This is a genomic window from Streptomyces sp. NPDC020845, from assembly GCF_044334165.1.
Taxonomy (GTDB): domain Bacteria; phylum Actinomycetota; class Actinomycetes; order Streptomycetales; family Streptomycetaceae; genus Streptomyces.
Map to the genome: position 1 here is coordinate 651057 of NZ_JBIRSJ010000003.1, position 15606 is coordinate 666662.

Sequence of the window (15606 nt, forward strand, 5' to 3'; positions counted from 1 at the left end):
TGCTCGGCGTACTGATCAGCGCGGGTGTCTACCCGGCCCGGCGTGGCACGAAGCGCACCACCGTGCCCGGGACGGCCTGGGCGGCCGCGGCGAGACGGTCCTCGGGGACGACGCCGATGACGGGGTAGCCGCCGGTCGTGGGATGGTCGGCCAGGAACAGCACCGGGCGGCCGTCCGGCGGGACTTGCAGCGCGCCCAGGACCATGCCCTCGCTGGGCAGTTCGCCGTCCCTCACGCGCTCCAGCGAGGGCCCCTCGGTGCGCAGCCCGATGCGGTTGCTCGCGGCCGACACCCGGAACTCGCCGGTCGCCAGGGTGCGCAGCGCCCGGGGGGTGAACCAGTCGTCGCGCGGGCCGAGCGCGACCGGCAGGGCCAGTTCGCGCGCCGGCCCCGGGCAGGGCGCCGCGTCCACGGCGGGCGCCGGACCGTACGGCGCGCCCAGCCGCAGCACCGTGCCGTCGGCGAGCGGGGGCGGCCCGAGGCCGGAGAGCAGATCCGTGGAGCGGCTGCCGAGCACCTGCTCGGCCTCCACGCCGCCGCCGAACGCCAGATAGCTGCGCACGCCATGGGCCGCCGCGGCGACCTCCACCAGCGCGCCCGAGCGCACCCGCACGGGCGCGCCCCATGCGGCGGGGCGGCCGTCCACGGTGACCGGGCAGGGGGCGCCGGTGACCGCCACCGTCGCGGCGCGGCGCAGCCGTACGGCGCAGCCGGTGAGCGTGGTCTCCAGGGCCGCGGCCCCTTCGGGGTTGCCCACCAGGCGGTTGGCGAGCCGCAGGGCGGGCGCGTCGAGCGCCCCGGAGCGCGGTACGCCGAGGTGGGCGTGGCCGACCCGGCCGAGGTCCTGGACGGTGGTCAGCGCGCCGGCCCGCACCACCGCGAAGGCGCTGTCCGTCATGCGGAGGTCTCTTTCCCTGCGGGCTGTTTCCCTGCGGGCTGTTTCCCTGCGGGTTGTTTCCCTGCTCCTATTTGTTGTTCCGCTTCCTCTGCTTCTCTGGCGGGTCGCTCCGGTACGAAGCGGACGCGGGTTCCGGGGGCCAGGAGCGCGGCCGGGGTGCGCGCGGTGTCCCACAGCACCGCGTCGGTGGTGCCGATCAGCTGCCAGCCGCCGGGGGAGGAGCGCGGGTAGACGCCGGTGTACGGGCCCGCGAGGGCGACCGAGCCGACCGGGACCCTGGTCCTCGGGGTGGCGCGGCGCGGCACATGGCGGCGCTCCGGCAGGCCGGTCAGATAGCCGAAGCCGGGGGCGAAACCGCAGAAGGCGACCCGGAATTCGGTGTCCGCGTGGATGCGCGCGACCTCGTGCGGGGCGACCCCCCACAGCTCGGCGACATCGGCCAGGTCCGGGCCGTCGTAGCGCACCGCGATCTCGACGGTGGCGTCGTAGCCGCCGGCCGGCGGGGGGATGTCCCACCGGGCCACCTCGGCTGCCAGGCGGCGCGGATCGGCCACCCCGTCCAGGAGTACGGTGCGCGCCGCGGGCACGATCTCCCGTACCGCGGGCAGCGTCCGGGCCTCGGCGCGGCGCAGCAGTTCGGCGTGGAGGGCCAGGGCGGCCTCGCCGGTGTCCACTTCCAGCAGCAGCGCGTGGTCCCCGACCGGCAGACCGCGCACGCGGATTCCCCCGCCGGAGCTGCCGGTCATGCGAACGGCTCCACGCGCACGCCGGCACCCTCCAGTTCGGCCCGGACCCGGCGGGCGATATCGGCCGCCCCGGGGGTGTCGCCGTGCACGCACAGGGACCGTATGTCCACCTCGACCAGTCGGCCGTCGATCGAGGTCACCGACTTGTCCCGGGCGAAGGCGAGGGAGCGCTTGACGATGGTGCCCGGGTCGGTGACGACGGCGCCGGGCTCGCCGCGGGGGACCAGCGTCCCGGCCGCGGTGTACGCGCGGTCGGCGAACCCCTCGCGCACGACGGGCAGTCCGGCCGCGCCGGCCGCCTCGTGCAGCCGGGAGCCGGGCAGCCCCAGGACGGGGAGCGGGGCGTCGGCAGCCAGCCGTATGCCCTCGACGACCGCGGCGGCCTGGGCCTGATCGTGTACGCAGCGGTTGTACAACGCGCCGTGCGGCTTGACGTAGACCACGTCCGACCCCGCCGAGCGCGCGAACACCCGCAGGGCGCCGATCTGATAGGCGATCTCGTCGGTCAGCTCATGCGGCGGTACGTCCATGGTGCGGCGGCCGAAGCCCGCCAGATCCCGGTACGAGACCTGCGCCCCGATGCGCACACCGCGCTCGGCGGCCAGCTCGCACACCCGGCGCATGGTCGAGGGGTCGCCGGCGTGAAAGCCGCAGGCGACGTTGGCGCTGGTGACGATGGACAGCAGGGCGTCGTCATCGGTGAGCCGCCAGCGTCCGAAGCCCTCGCCGAGGTCGGCGTTGAGGTCGATGGTGAGGTCCGCCATGACATGACAACCTAAGCGATCGTTGAACGATCCGACAAGATGAATGTTGTTCCGGGAAGGGTTCTGGGATTGACTTCTCGCCATAGGGCATTCAGAAGCGGTGAATAACCCAAAAAGAGGAGCAAGAGTGATAGACGGGGCGGATCGGCGGATCGCGGAGGCGTCCTCACTGGCCGAGTTGGAGGGCGACCGCGCACTGCTGGGGCGGACGAGCACCGCCGAGCGCGTCGCGGACGTCCTGCGCGACCGCATCGCCGAAGGGTTCTTCCCGCCCGGCACCCGGCTGTCCGAGGACAGCGTCAAAGGGGCGCTCGGCGTCTCGCGCAACACCCTCAGGGAGGCGTTCCGGCTGCTCACGCACGAGCGGCTGCTGGTGCACAAGCTCAACCGCGGCGTGTTCGTACGCGTCGTGACGGTGGACGACCTCAACGACATCTACCGCGTGCGCGCGCTGGTGGAGTGCGGCGCCGTGCGCGGCCTCGGGAAGCCGCCGTACCCGCTGGAGGCCGTCGAGTCGGCCGTCCTGGCCGGGGAGTGCGCCGCGCAGGCGCGGGCCTGGCAGGACCTGTCCACCGCCAACATCCGCTTCCACCAGGGGATCGTGGCGCTCGCGGGCAGCCCGCGCGCCGACGAGCTGATGCGGGGCGTGCTGGCCGAACTCCGGCTGGTCTTCCACGTCATGGACGACCCGCGACGCTTCCATGCGCCGTATCTGGTCCGTAATCGGCACATCCTGGAGGTGCTGCAGTCCGGGGACGCCTTTGAGGGCGAGCGGCTGCTCGCCTCCTACCTCGAGGACTCCCGGCTCCAATTGGCCGACGCCTACGCCCAGCGGGTTTCCGAGTCGTAAACGATCCCCAGGCCGAGAAACAACTGCATATCGAAGTCTTGTCGGATCGTTCAACGATCGCCTAGCCTCCGGTGCATTCTTCCTCACGGCGTCGCTCGTGAGGTCCTGCGCACGGAAGGCGGGACATGATCGTTCTCCTCGGCGTCCTGGTGGTGGTCCTCGGATTCGCCACCCGACGCAACCCGTTGCTGGTGGTGGGAGTCGCCGGCATCGTCACCGGGCTGCTGGGCAAGCTCTCGCCGCAAGAAGTCCTCGCGGCCTTCGGCAACGGCTTCGCCTCCAGCCGCTCGGTGACGATCTTCGTCATCACCCTCCCGGTCATCGGCCTCCTGGAGCGCAACGGCCTCCAGGAGCAGGCCCGCGTTCTCATCGGCCGGCTCGGCAAACTCACCGCCGGCCGCTTCCTCGCCCTCTACCTGGGGCTCCGTCAGCTCACCGCGGCCTTCGGCCTCACCAGCATCGGCGGACCGGCGCAGAGCGTGCGGCCCATGGTCGCGCCGATGGCCGAGGGGGCCGCCGAGCGCCGCCACGGCCCGCTGCCCGAGCGGATGCGCGAGCGCGTCCGCTCGTACGCGTCGAGCGCCGACACCGTCGGCCTCTTCTTCGGCGAGGACTGCTTTCTCGCCATCGGCTCGATCCTGCTGATCACCGGCTTCGTCAACACCACCTACCACACCCACCTGGAGCCCCTCCAGCTGGCGCTGTGGGCGATCCCCACCGCCGTATGCGCCTTCCTCATCCACGGCGCCCGGCTGCTGCGCCTGGACCGCACCCTGGACCGCGACCTGGCGGCCGCGGCCTCCCGCTCGGCCCAGGCCGGCGACCGCACCTCGGAGGATGCCAAGTGATCAAGGTCGAGTGGTTCTACTGGCTCGTCGGCGCCGTCTTCCTCGCCATGGCCGCACAGATGGCGGTCGACCGCAGCAACCCCAAGCGCCTTGGCTCCGCGGCCTTCTGGGGCCTGCTGGGCGGATGCTTCTTCTACAGCACCTGGGTGGTGAAGAAGCAGGCCCCGGCCGAACCGCTGGGCCTCGCCGTGCTGGTCATGGTCTGCCTGGCCGGCTTCGGCCTCACCGGGCGCGGCACCCCGCGCACCACCACCGCCGAACAGCGCACCGCGCTCGCCGCACGGCTGCGCGGCAAACTGTTCATCCCCGCCCTCACCATCCCGACCGTCGCGGTCGTCTGCGCCTCCGCCCTCAAGCACTGGCGCGTCGGCGGCGAACCGGTCCTGGAGCCGGGCAGCGAGACCGTACTCGGCCTCGGCTTCGGCGCCATCGCCGGTCTCGTGGTCGCCATGCTCGTGGTCCGCGAGCACAACCCCGCCGTACCGCTGCACGCCGGACGCGGCCTGCTGGAGTCCATGGGCTGGGCGCTGCTGCTGCCCCAACTGCTCGCCGTACTCGGCTCGATCTTCCAGGTGGCCGGGGTCGGCACCCAGGTCGGCAAGATCACCGAACAGCTGCTGCCGGACGGCCAGAAGTACGTCGCCGTGGCCGTCTACTGCGTCGGCATGGCCCTGTTCACCACGATCATGGGCAACGCCTTCGCCGCGTTCCCGGTGATGACCGCCGCCATCGGCTGGCCCGTACTCATTCAGCAGATGCACGGCGAACCGGCGGTCGTCCTCGCCGTCGGGATGCTGGCCGGCTTCTGCGGGACTCTCGTGACCCCTATGGCCGCCAATTTCAACCTCGTGCCCGCCGCGCTGCTCGAACTCAAGGACCAGTACGGGCCCATCAAGGCCCAGATCCCCACCGCCGGGGCGCTGCTGGTGTGCAACATCGTCATCATCTCGCTCTTCGCCTTCTGAGGGGGCCCGTGTGACATCAGTGACCACTCCTGGGACCCCAAGGACCCCCGTGATTCCCGTGCCCGCCGCGATCCCCGTGCCCCCCGAGACTCCCGTGACCCGTGTGCTTCTCACCGGCTTCGAACCCTTCGGCGGCGAAGCCGTCAACCCCTCCTGGCAGGCCGTCTCGCTGGTCGACGCCGGACCCCCGCCCGGCGTCCAGGTCACCGCCGCCCGGCTGAGCTGTGTCTTCGGCACCGCGCTCGACGAGCTGGCCGCGGCGGTGGAGCGGGCCGACCCCGATCTGGTGCTGTGCGTGGGGCAGTCCGGGGGCCGCACCGGCATCAGCGTGGAACGCGTCGCGATCAATGTGGACGACGCCCGTATCCCCGACAACGCCGGACGGCAGCCCGTCGACGAGCCGGTCGTCGCGGGCGGCCCCGCCGCCTACTTCGCCGCCCTGCCCGTCAAGGCGTGCGTCGCGGCGGTGCGGGCGGCCGGAATTCCCGCCTCCGTGTCCCAGACGGCCGGCACCTTCGTGTGCAACCACGTCTTCTACGGGCTCGCCCACCTGATAACCACCCGCAAGCCGGCCCTGCGCGGCGGATTCGTCCATGTCCCGTACGCCCCCGAGCAGGTCGTGGACCGGGCCGAGCCCTCGCTGCCCATCGAGACGGTGGCGCAGGCGCTGCGGGCGATCATCACCGCGGCCGTGACCACCCGCGAAGACCTCCGAGTCGCCGAGGGAGCCACCCATTGAGCAGCGGCCGACCCGATACGACGCCACCCCGGACTGCGGCGGCCCCGGAACTCGCCGAACTCGCCGACCGGTTCGCCGCCGTGGCCACGGCCAACGTCACCCGGCCCTACCCATACGCCCCAACTCATCTGCTGCGCGGCCCCGAGGACCTGGTGCCGCCGCGCCACCACCACCCCGCCTTCTACGGCTCGTACGACTGGCACTCCTCGGTGCATATGCACTGGCTGCTGGTCCGGCTGCTGCGCCGCTGCCCCGACCGGGTCCGCGCCGAGGAGGTGACCGGAGTGCTGGACAAGCACCTCACGGCCGCGCACCTGGCGGCCGAGGCGGACTATCTGCGCGCCCATCCGTCCTTCGAGCGTCCCTATGGCTGGGCATGGCTGCTGGCGCTGACCGCCGAATGCCGGGCCCTGGGCCCGGCGGGCAGCGGTTGGGCTGCGGCCCTGGAGCCGGCGGCCGCCGCCGTCGAGGCGCTGCTGCGTGACTGGCTCCGGCGGGCCACCTACCCGGTCCGGCACGGCGTCCACACCAACAGCGCCTTCGCCCTCGGCCTGATCCTCGACAGCGCCGCCGCGGCCGGGCGGGCGGCACTCGCCGAGCCGGTCGCGGCGGCGGTCGTCCGCTGGTTCGGCGACGACCACGACGCCCCGGCCCACTGGGAGCCCTCAGGACAGGACTTCCTCTCACCCGCCTTGACTGAAGCCGAAGCGGTCGGCCGGGTGTTCCCTCGGGCCAGGTTCGCCGGCTGGCTGGACGGCTTCCTGCCCGGCCTCGAACGCGGCGCCCCGGCCCCGCTGCTCACCCCGCCGGTCGTCTCCGACCCCACCGACCCGCAGATCGGCCATCTCATCGGGCTCTCGCTCAGCAGGGCGGCCGCGCTGCGCCGTATCGCCGCGGCGCTGCCCGAGGGCGATCCGCGCGGCCCCGTCCTGACCTCGGCGGCCGAGGACCACCTCGCCGCCGGACTGCCGTACGTGGTCTCCGGAGACTTCACCGGCGACCACTGGCTCGCCACCTTCGCGGCACTCGCCCTGGACGAGGGCCCGCCCGGCGGCTGACGGGGTCGTACAGAGCCGACCGTTGGCGGCTGACGAAGGCAGGTCCGCGCAGCGGCCGACCCAGGTCCGCGCAGCGGCTCGGGAGGCGCCGTAGACTGATGGATCCGTCCGCGTGCCCGGCCGCTCCGCGCCGTTTCGTCCGTTGTCGGTGCGAGCGCCTAATCTGTGCGACGTGACTTCTCCACCGCCTGGAGCCGCCGCGCCCCAGCTCAACGGGTACGCCGGGGCCGCACGCCCGGCCCCGGGTCCGGCCGCAGACGAGGGCCTGGCCCGGCGGCTGCGCGCGCTCGCCTGCACCGCGCCGCTGCACGACCTCGACGCGCGCAAGGGCAGCCTCGCGGGCGAGTACTCGGTGTACGCGATGGCGGAGGTCGCCCTCGCCGCGATCGACCTGGTCACGCTCAACATGGACTTCGACACCGGCGCCGACCACGAGCAGATAGTGGCCAGGCTGCTGCCCCGCGTCGGCGCGCAGGCCCCGGACCGGCCCACCGCCGAGCATGAGCGCGTCGCCCGCTGGGTGCTGGAAAACCTGATCAACGTCGGCAGTGTGGACCGCGGCTTCCGCGCCGTCTACGGCACGTTCGGCCCCGACGGCGTCTATGTGCGCCGCGACTACGACTTCAAGCTGGTCGAGGAGGTGCCGGGGCCTGGCGGCAGCGTCTATCTGCGCACCACCGACGAGGCGGTCAACGTCCTGGTGGGCGCGCTCGACACGGACGTCACCAGCGCCCAGATCGCCGCCGAGGTGAAGCTGGAGGTGCTGATCAGCCGCGGCCGCCTGGCCGACGCCCAACTCGCCGCCGAACAGGCCCGCTACCGCACCGTGCAGTACTCCGAGACGCTGCGCCGCACCCTCGACGCCACCCGGCGCAATGTGCGCGCGGTCGACTGGCTGCGTACGGTCCCCGACCTGATCAGCGAGGCCCTGGACCACGTCGCCGACCGCTACCGCCATGAGAACGCGATCCTGACCAATATCCGCAAGGCTCGCGACGAGGCGGAGAGCGCCGAGAACAAGCGGCGCGCCGCCGAGCTCGTCGACATAGTCAAGGACTGCATCCGCCGTCACACCCAGCTCCAGTCCCGGCTGCTGGAGGCCGGGCCGCTGTTCCGCGCCGAGCAGGACCGCCAGGCCTTCGCCACCCCGGCCGCGCACGCCGGACTCGACCTGTACGGGCAGCTCCTCGCGCCCCTGCTGCCGCTTCCCGTGGACCGCGCCCTCCGTGTCACCGACGCCTTCTTCGCCCGCGGCACGGGGTATCGCACCCCGACGTCCGTGCGCGTCGGCGACCTTGTGGACATGCTGCTGACCCCGCCCGTGGAGCGCGAGCACCTGGGCGCGGAGATGCCCGAGCCCGACCTGATCGCCACCCCCGACGACAGCCGCTTCAGCGAGGAGCAGCTGGCGGTCGCCATGCAGTTGCTCGACCTCCCCGCCGACGCCCCCCGCCGGCTCTCCGGCCTGCTGGCCGAGGCCCGCCGCCGCGACCCCGAACTCCCGTACCTCATCGCCCTGCTGGCCGTCCACGCCGCGAGCCCGCCCGTCGGCACCGCCTACCGCCAGGGCGAGGAGCGGCTGCTGTTCGCCGTCGACGACGGGACCGAGCTGGACGACCCGGAGTTCGGCGGCGCCGACCTGATACTGGGCATGGCGCTGCTGGACGCGGCCGGGATGGCGGCGGACCGCGCGGAGGTGGCGTAATGCGCGCGTTGTGCGGATATGGCGGAGGTGGCGTGACGCGTGCGTCGTGCCGATGCGGCGGACCGGCCGTAGCGGCGCCGCGCCGTGGGGTGGCGCCACGGCGAGGGGCAGTGCCACGCCGTGGGGCGGTGCCATGCCGCGGGGCGGCACCCTGCCCCTGCCGTGGGGCGGCGTTTTGCCGCGGCGGGTGCGCCGTACGGCGGGGCGAGGCGGCGCGCGCCTGCGGGGCCGGACCGCGACGGTGCGGTTCGACGCCGTGCTCGGGGCGCCCCGGTCCGGTGGCCGGCCGGGCGCCGGAGCCGCCGGGCGCGTGGCTGCCCGCCTGTTCCGCGGCACTTCCCCGCGGGCCTCTGCCGGCGGGGCCCAGCGGCACCTCCCTGGTGCCGCCGCGCGCATGCGCGCGAGCGGGCGGCGGCGCGGGGGCCTGCCGCAGGGCGGCCGCCCGCCGCGCCGGGCAGCACCCTCCACCGCTTCGGCTTCCGCTTCGGCGAGCGACCCAGACGGCGCAGGCCGGCGCCACCGGATTTACCGCGACCCGCGGCCCTGACCAGGCCGCGGCCCACAAGGAGCTTCACCCGTGAGCGAGTACGACCCCACAGACGGCGCGCAGCCGGAGCTGACGTCCTCGGCACAGAGCGCGCCGGGCGCGTCGGGAGTGTCGGGCGTTTTGGGCGCGGGCACGGCGGGACTGCCGGGCGCGGCGGAAGGCGCCGCTCCGCTCACGCCCGCCGACGCGGCCGACGCGGCGCGTCTGGTCGCCTTCGGGCTGCAGCCGAAGCTGCTGCCCGCCCGTGACGTCGAGTACGCCGAGCTGCTGCGCCGCCACCGCGACGACCCGGCGTTCGCGCGGCTGGCCGACGCCGTGGCCGCCGGGCTCGGCCTGATCGTGCTCGAGGTCTCCACCCGGGCCGGGATGGCCGTGGCCGCCGCGGAGGACTCCGTCTTCGCCGTCCGCATGGGCGACTACGCCCGCCGGGCCTCCACCGACTCCGCCGACCGTTTCCTGCACGGCCTCGCCCATCTCGCCGTAGCGGCCATGGCCTTCCCGCGCCCCGAGGACCTTGCTGACGACGGCTACATCGGCCGGGTCACGGTCAACGGCATCGACGCCTTCGTACGGCAGGCGTGCCGCCGTCTGGAGGAGCGCGCCGAGGAGGAAGGGGAGAACACCGACCCGGCCACCGACGCGCCCGGCCTGGAGGCAGCCTGGCGGGTGTACGCGCGGCGCAGCGCCACCGGTGCCACCAAGGACGCGCGGCGGCTCGCCGGTTCGACGACCGGCATTGTCGGCAAGGCCGTCGCCTTCCTCGTCGACTCCGGCTTTCTCCAGCGCACCGGGGACGACGCCGGAGGCGCGTACCGCACGACCGCCCGCTACCAGCTCCAGGTGCGCGACATGGCGGGCAGCGCCGCCATGGCCGAACTGCTCGAACTGGGCGTCGTGCCCATGAGCGACGGCAGCGCGTCGCTGTTGCCGCCGGACGACAGCGACGACCTGGAGCTGGTCGCCGACGCGGGTCTGCCCTTCCACACGCCCTGACCAGCCACCACCCGGCCGCCCCCGCTCAAGCCGGCCCCTCCCCGACCGTCCCCTCCCCGACCGTCCCCTCCCCGATCTTCTCCCTTCACGACAACGAGAGTCCGCCGCCATGTACGAGCTGTCCCGGGTCCGCCTCTACTCCATCGGGCCGGCCGGTGCGCGCTATGCCGACACCGTGCTGGACCTGCGCGGAGTCGGCGAGCCGGTGCCCAGCCCCGCCCCCACCCAGGCGGAGTTCTTCGAGGAGGAGCCCGTCGGCCCGCCGCGGCGTCCCGCGCCCGCCGGCGTGCTCTTCCTGGAGAACGGCGGCGGCAAGTCCGTCCTGCTCAAGCTGATCTTCTCGGTGATGCTGCCCGGCCACCGCAACACGCTGGGCGGCGCCAGCTCCGGCGTGCTGCGCAAGTTCCTGCTCGCCGACGACTGCGGGCACGTCGCGCTGGAGTGGCAGCACACGGTCACCGGTGAGACGGTCGTCGTCGGCAAGGTCAGCGAATGGCGCGGCCGCCAGGTGTCCAACGACCCGCGGAAGTTCGCCGAGGCGTGGTACTCCTTCCGCCCCGGCCCGGGCCTGAGCCTGGACTCCCTGCCGGTCGCCGAGTCCGCGGCCGTGCGGCCCCTCGTCGAGGGCACCTCCACGGCCCGCGGCCGCCGCCGCACCATGAAGGGCTTCCGCGACGCCATCACCGAGGCGGACAAGGCCTATCCGCACCTCGACGTGACCTGGGTGGAGATCCACGAGCGCTGGAACGAACACCTCGGCGAGCTCGGACTCGACCCCGAACTCTTCCGCTACCAGCGGGAGATGAACGCCGACGAGGGCGAGGCCGCCGGCCTGTTCGCCGTCAAGAACGACTCCGACTTCACCGATCTGCTGCTGCGCGCCGTCACCGACACCCGCGACACGGACGGGCTCGCCGACCTCGTGCACGGCTTCGCCCACAAGCTCGGCCGCCGCGCGGAGCTGACGGCCGAGCGCGACTTCACGGCCGGCTCGCTCGACCTGCTGTCCCGCATCGCCGACGCCGCGGAGCGGCGCGAGCAGGCCCGCGGGGTGCACGCTGGCGCCGAGCGCCGCACCCGTACGCTCGCCCGGCGGCTGTCGGGGCGCGGCGCCGAGGAGCGCGAGCGCGCCGCCGAGCTCGCCCAGCAGGTCGCCACCGCGGCCCACGCCGTCACCGAGGCGGAGGGTGCGCGCGGCCGCAGCTCCCTGGTCGCCGCGGAACTCGCCTACCGGCACGCTTCATTGGCGCTCGCCGCCGCGGAGAAGGGCGCGGCAGCGCAGCGGCGCGAGGTCAACGACGCGCGCACCCTGCACTCCGCATGGCAGGCCGCCGAGACGGTGCTGCGCCACCGCGCCGCCGCCGACCGCTCGGCGCGCGTCGCCGCCGCGATCCGCGAGGCCGAGCGGGACGCCGCCCCCGCGCTGGCCGCCCGCGCCAAGGCCGCCGCCGACCTCGTACGGACCCTGCACGCGGCGGCCGAGGACGGCGAGCGGCTGGCCAACGAGGAGGAGGAGCGCTCCGCCGCGCTCCAGGAGACGGGAGAGGCCGCCCACCGCGACGCCACGGCCGCCGCCACGGCCGCCCAGCGCGCCCGCAGCGAGACCGAGCACCTGCGGCAGCGGCTCGTGGAGGTCGAGCAGGAGACCGCCGAGGCGGTGCGCGCCGGCTGGCTGGACGACTCCGCCCCGGACGCCGACCCGGCCCGCGCCGCTCTCGCCGCCAGCGACGCCGAGAAGACCGCCGTCGCCGCCTGGGACGCCGCCCGCGAGGCGGCCCGCCGCACCGCGGACGCCGCCAAGGAGGCCGCCGCCGAGCACTCCCGCACCGAACTGGCCGCCGCCCGCGCGGCCGACGCGTCCAGCGCGGCCGTGGCGGCGTACGACGCGGAGCGTCGCGCGGCGGAGTCCCTGGGCTCCGAACAGCGCATCGTCGAACTCCTCGGCCTCCCCACCGCCACTCCGGCCACCCCGTCCGTCCCGGCCCCGCGCGCCGGGCGCCCGTCGGCGGCCGAGGCCGGGCGGCCGAAGCGGGTGACGATGCGCGTCGACGAAGTGGAGCAGACCGCTCCCGCGCGCCACACCCGTTCCCTACCGGCCGAAGCCCGCCCGCCCGGTGGCGTCTCCGCCCATGTGAACGAGTCGGGGGACGTCCCCGAAGAGAGCGCGGGCACCGCCGACCCGTCCGCTCCGGACGAGGACTGCTGGGCCCCCGAACTCAGCGACGACCGGCCCGCCACGTCCGACAGCGGCGAGGGCGCAACGGCCGCTACGGCCCGTCAGGATGACGGCGCGGCAGCTGGTCGTGGCGCGGGCATGACGGGAAGCGCCGGGCCCGTGCCCGGCGGGTCGGCGCGCAGCGCCGAGCACGACGGCGGCCCGGCCGACGGCGAGCCCGGCCTGGGAGGGCTGGGTGCCGCTGTCGGCGGGACCGCGATGGACGCCGGGGCCCCTCCGGCCGAGGGCGCGCCTGGCGTTACGGCCCACCAGACCGGGGATGCGCCCGGCGACGGGGACAGCGGAGCCGAGGCCACGACGGGCGCCATGGCTCGCGGGGAGGGGAGCCCGACCGGCGGTGCGGCGCGCCGGGCCGACGCGCGTCAGGGCGCGGGCTCCGGCCGGGGACAGGCGGCGGGTGGTGCCGCCGAGCGGGCCCGTGAAGAGGGGCCGCTGAGCGCTGAGGAGCTGGACCGGAACGCCGACGCGCTGCGGGAGTTGCTCGACGAGAGCGTCGCCTCCGCCGAGCGGCAGCTCTTCGATCTGCGTACGGCCGCGGCCGACGACGCGCGGATTCTCGGCGCGCTCGGCGACGGCGGGCTGCTGCCGCCCAGCCCCGATGTGCTGGCCGCGGTGGAGTACCTGGGCGAGCACGGCATCCCCGCGCTGCCCGGCTGGCGGTATCTGGCGCAGGCCGTGGACCCCGTCGACCACGCCGCGGTGCTGGCCGCACGGCCGGAGCTGGTCGACGGGGTGGTCATCACCGACCCCGACACGCACGCGCGGGCGCGCGAGGTGCTCGGCACGGCGTCGCTGCTGCCGCGCTCCGCCGTGGCCGTAGGGACGGCGGCCGCGCTGCTCGCGCCGACGCCGCCGCCCGGGGCGCAGGACAGCGGCGTGTTCCTGGTGCCGCCGAACCCGGCGATGCACGACGAGCGGGCCGCCGACGACGAGCGGCGGGAGTTGCGCGCGCGGGCCACCGCGCGGGACGAGGAGATCAGGGCGCTCGCGGCCCGGCTGGCGGGGGACCGGGCGCTGGCGGCGCGGCTGTCGGCGTGGCGTACGGGATGCCCGCCCGGGCGGCTCGCGGAGCTGGCGGAGGCGGCCGAGGCGGCTCGTGAGGCGGCAGACGCCGCGCAGCGGGAGCTGGCGGAGGCCCGTACGGCGAGGGTGGAGGCGGACGAGGCGGCCGGCGAGGCGGCCCGGGTGCGCGATGAGCGGCAGGAAGCGGCGCAGCGGGCCCGCCGCACGGCCGACGCGCTGGCGGGGCTCGCGTTCCGGCTGCGGGAGCGCGCCGCCTGGCAGACCAGGCTGCGCGAACTGGCCGACGAGGCCGCGGAGTACGAGGAGCGGGCCGCGGCGTGCGTGGACCGGGCGCGCGCGGCGGACGAGGACCGGCGCGCCGCCCAGCGCGCGGCCGACGACGCGCACCGCACCGCCCGCGCGCTGCGCGCCGAGCGCGCCGAGATCGCGGGCGCGCCCGACGACGTGGTGGACGACGCGCCGCCCACCGCCTCGCTGCCCGCGCTCCGCGAGGCGTATCGCGCGGCCTCACAGGTGTACGAGAAGGTCGGCGTCGGCGCCGATCTGCGCGCCGAACAGGCCCGTGCGGAGAGCGACGAGAGCGCCGCGCTGGCCACCTTGGACCGGCTCACCAACAAGGTCCGCACCCGCGCCGCCCAGCTCCTGGAGAGCACGGACGGCGCGGACGGCCCGTCCCGCCAGGCGGCCGCGGCCCGCGCCGAGTCGCTGGTGCACATGATGGAGACGCGCGCGTCGGCGGCGAGCGAGCAGCTGGGCCGGTTGCGCGGCGAGGCGGAGCGGCTGGCGCCCGCGGACGGCGAGGCGCACACCGAGCTGCCGGAGGGGATGGTCCCGCAGGACGCCGAGCAGGCCAAGGAGCTGCTGCGCTCGGCGAACGCCGAACTCAGCACCCGTACGGACGCGCTGGAGACCGCCCGCACCACCCACAGCGAGCTGCTGCGCGCCCACCGCGCCGCCGAGGACGCGGCGGGCGGCTTCGATGAGACCGCCGCGCTGCTGCGGGACCTGCTCCGCGACCACCAGGACGCGGCCGTCGACGGAACACCCGCGCAGCCCGAGGCGTACGCCGGGAGCCTCGCGGAGGCCCGGCAGGCGGCCGCCGAGACCCGCCGCTCGCTGCGCGGCTGCGCGGGTGACCTGTCGGCGGCCGAGGCCGCCGTCCGGGAGGCGAGCGATGTGCTCGTACGGCATGCCAACGCGAACCGCTACGAGCAGGTGCGCACCCCCGCCCGGCAGCAGATCCGCGAGCTGCCCGCGTCCGCCCTGCCGGAGCACGCCGCGGCCTGGGCCGAGGCGTTCGCGCCCCGGCTGCGGGTGCTGACCGACGAGCTGGCCCAGCTGGAGCGCAACCGGGACAGCATCGTGGACCGGCTGCGCGGCCTGGTCGAGTCGTCGCTGGCGACGCTGCGCTCGGCCCAGCGGCTCTCCCGGCTGCCCGAAGGGCTCGGGGAGTGGTCGGGGCAGGAGTTCCTGCGGATCCGCTTCGAGGACCCGGACCAGGCGACGCTCGCCGAGCGGCTTGGCGAGGTCATCGACGAGGCGACCCGCTCCGCCGTGCGGAAGAACTCCGACCTGCGCCGTGACGGCATGTCGCTGCTGCTGCGCGGGGTGCACGCGGCGCTCCTGCCGCGGGGCGTGGCCGTGGAGATCCTCAAGCCGGACGCGGTGCTGCGCGCCGAGCGGGTGCCGGTCGGGCAGATGGGCGATGTCTTCTCCGGCGGGCAGCTGCTGACCGCCGCCATCGCCCTGTACTGCACGATGGCGGCGCTGCGCTCCAACGACCGGGGCCGGGACCGGCACCGCCACGCGGGCACGCTGTTCCTCGACAACCCCATCGGGCGCGCCAACGCGACGTATCTGCTGGAGCTTCAGCGGGCGGTGTCGGATGCGCTGGGCGTCCAGCTGCTCTACACCACGGGGCTGTTCGACACGACGGCACTGGCCGAGTTCCCGCTGGTCATCCGGTTGCGCAATGACGCGGATCTGCGCGCGGGGCTGAAGTACATCAGCGTCGAGGAGCATCTGCGGCCCGGGCTGCCCGAGCGGGACCCGGAGGACGGCCAGGTGCACGGGCAGATCACGGCCACCCGCATGTACCGCCGCCCGGACGCCCCGGACCCGGCGGAGACCCCGGCCGACTAGCCGGGGCTGCGGGGGCCTACGGAGACAGCGGGGCCTGCGGCTGTCGTCGGGGAGCTCGCCGCCGGTGCGCACGCCCCCGCGACGGCGCGGGC

At 74.9% G+C, this 15606-nt stretch carries 11 protein-coding genes; 8 read left to right on the forward strand and 3 right to left on the reverse strand.

Features of this window, described 5'->3' with window-relative positions:
* Window positions 1–28 precede the first annotated feature (28 nt).
* From ACH4U7_RS10045 to ACH4U7_RS10055, 3 genes are read right to left on the reverse strand one after another with little or no spacing between them, the layout of a single operon-like run.
* Window positions 29–898 (reverse strand): biotin-dependent carboxyltransferase family protein, encoded by an 870-nt coding sequence (locus ACH4U7_RS10045; RefSeq protein ID WP_398527474.1) that lies wholly within the window; start codon window positions 896–898, stop codon window positions 29–31.
* Window positions 895–1644, reverse strand: coding sequence for an allophanate hydrolase subunit 1 (locus tag ACH4U7_RS10050; protein ID WP_398527475.1), 750 nt, complete (start codon window positions 1642–1644; stop codon window positions 895–897). Before ACH4U7_RS10050 ends, ACH4U7_RS10045 begins: the two co-directional genes overlap by 4 nt.
* The gene (locus ACH4U7_RS10055; protein WP_398527476.1) at window positions 1641–2408 is read right to left on the reverse strand and encodes a LamB/YcsF family protein; all 768 of its coding nucleotides are present in this window, start codon (window positions 2406–2408) and stop codon (window positions 1641–1643) included. The genes ACH4U7_RS10050 and ACH4U7_RS10055 overlap by 4 nt, the downstream gene beginning before the upstream one ends.
* Window positions 2409–2535: 127 nt before the next feature.
* Between ACH4U7_RS10055 and ACH4U7_RS10060 the strand changes: the two genes are divergently transcribed.
* The 8 genes from ACH4U7_RS10060 (at window position 2536) to ACH4U7_RS10095 (ending at window position 15514) form a co-directional block, all read left to right on the forward strand.
* Complete coding sequence (locus ACH4U7_RS10060) at window positions 2536–3258, forward strand: GntR family transcriptional regulator (protein ID WP_398527477.1); 723 nt, start codon at window positions 2536–2538, stop codon at window positions 3256–3258.
* 125 nt (window positions 3259–3383) lie between these two features.
* Window positions 3384–4106, forward strand: a complete 723-nt coding sequence (locus tag ACH4U7_RS10065; protein WP_398527478.1) for a DUF969 domain-containing protein — start codon at window positions 3384–3386, stop codon at window positions 4104–4106.
* Window positions 4103–5071, forward strand: coding sequence for a DUF979 domain-containing protein (locus ACH4U7_RS10070; protein WP_398527479.1), 969 nt, complete (start codon window positions 4103–4105; stop codon window positions 5069–5071). The genes ACH4U7_RS10065 and ACH4U7_RS10070 overlap by 4 nt, the downstream gene beginning before the upstream one ends.
* Before the next feature lie 94 nt (window positions 5072–5165).
* Window positions 5166–5810, forward strand: a complete 645-nt coding sequence (pcp, locus tag ACH4U7_RS10075; protein WP_398527480.1) for a pyroglutamyl-peptidase I — start codon at window positions 5166–5168, stop codon at window positions 5808–5810.
* Window positions 5807–6868, forward strand: a complete 1062-nt coding sequence (locus ACH4U7_RS10080; protein WP_398527481.1) for a DUF2891 domain-containing protein — start codon at window positions 5807–5809, stop codon at window positions 6866–6868. The genes pcp and ACH4U7_RS10080 overlap by 4 nt, the downstream gene beginning before the upstream one ends.
* A gap of 172 nt (window positions 6869–7040) precedes the next feature.
* Entirely contained in the window at window positions 7041–8573 is a 1533-nt protein-coding gene (locus ACH4U7_RS10085) for a hypothetical protein (RefSeq protein ID WP_398527482.1), read from the forward strand.
* A gap of 655 nt (window positions 8574–9228) precedes the next feature.
* Window positions 9229–10113, forward strand: coding sequence for a hypothetical protein (locus ACH4U7_RS10090; protein WP_398527514.1), 885 nt, complete (start codon window positions 9229–9231; stop codon window positions 10111–10113).
* Window positions 10114–10222: 109 nt separating this feature from the next.
* Window positions 10223–15514, forward strand: coding sequence for a hypothetical protein (locus ACH4U7_RS10095; protein WP_398527483.1), 5292 nt, complete (start codon window positions 10223–10225; stop codon window positions 15512–15514).
* The last annotated feature ends 92 nt before the right edge of the window (window positions 15515–15606 follow it).

Bases quoted from the DNA above. Each gene is read 5' to 3' on its own strand.
- ACH4U7_RS10065 (WP_398527478.1), top strand. From the start codon at position 3,384: ATGATCGTTCTCCTCGGCGTCCTGGTGGTGGTCCTCGGATTCGCCACC.
- ACH4U7_RS10095 (WP_398527483.1), top strand. From the start codon at position 10,223: ATGTACGAGCTGTCCCGGGTCCGCCTCTACTCCATCGGGCCGGCCGGT.
- ACH4U7_RS10055 (WP_398527476.1), bottom strand. From the start codon at position 2,408: ATGGCGGACCTCACCATCGACCTCAACGCCGACCTCGGCGAGGGCTTC.
- ACH4U7_RS10050 (WP_398527475.1), bottom strand. From the start codon at position 1,644: ATGACCGGCAGCTCCGGCGGGGGAATCCGCGTGCGCGGTCTGCCGGTC.
- ACH4U7_RS10045 (WP_398527474.1), bottom strand. From the start codon at position 898: ATGACGGACAGCGCCTTCGCGGTGGTGCGGGCCGGCGCGCTGACCACC.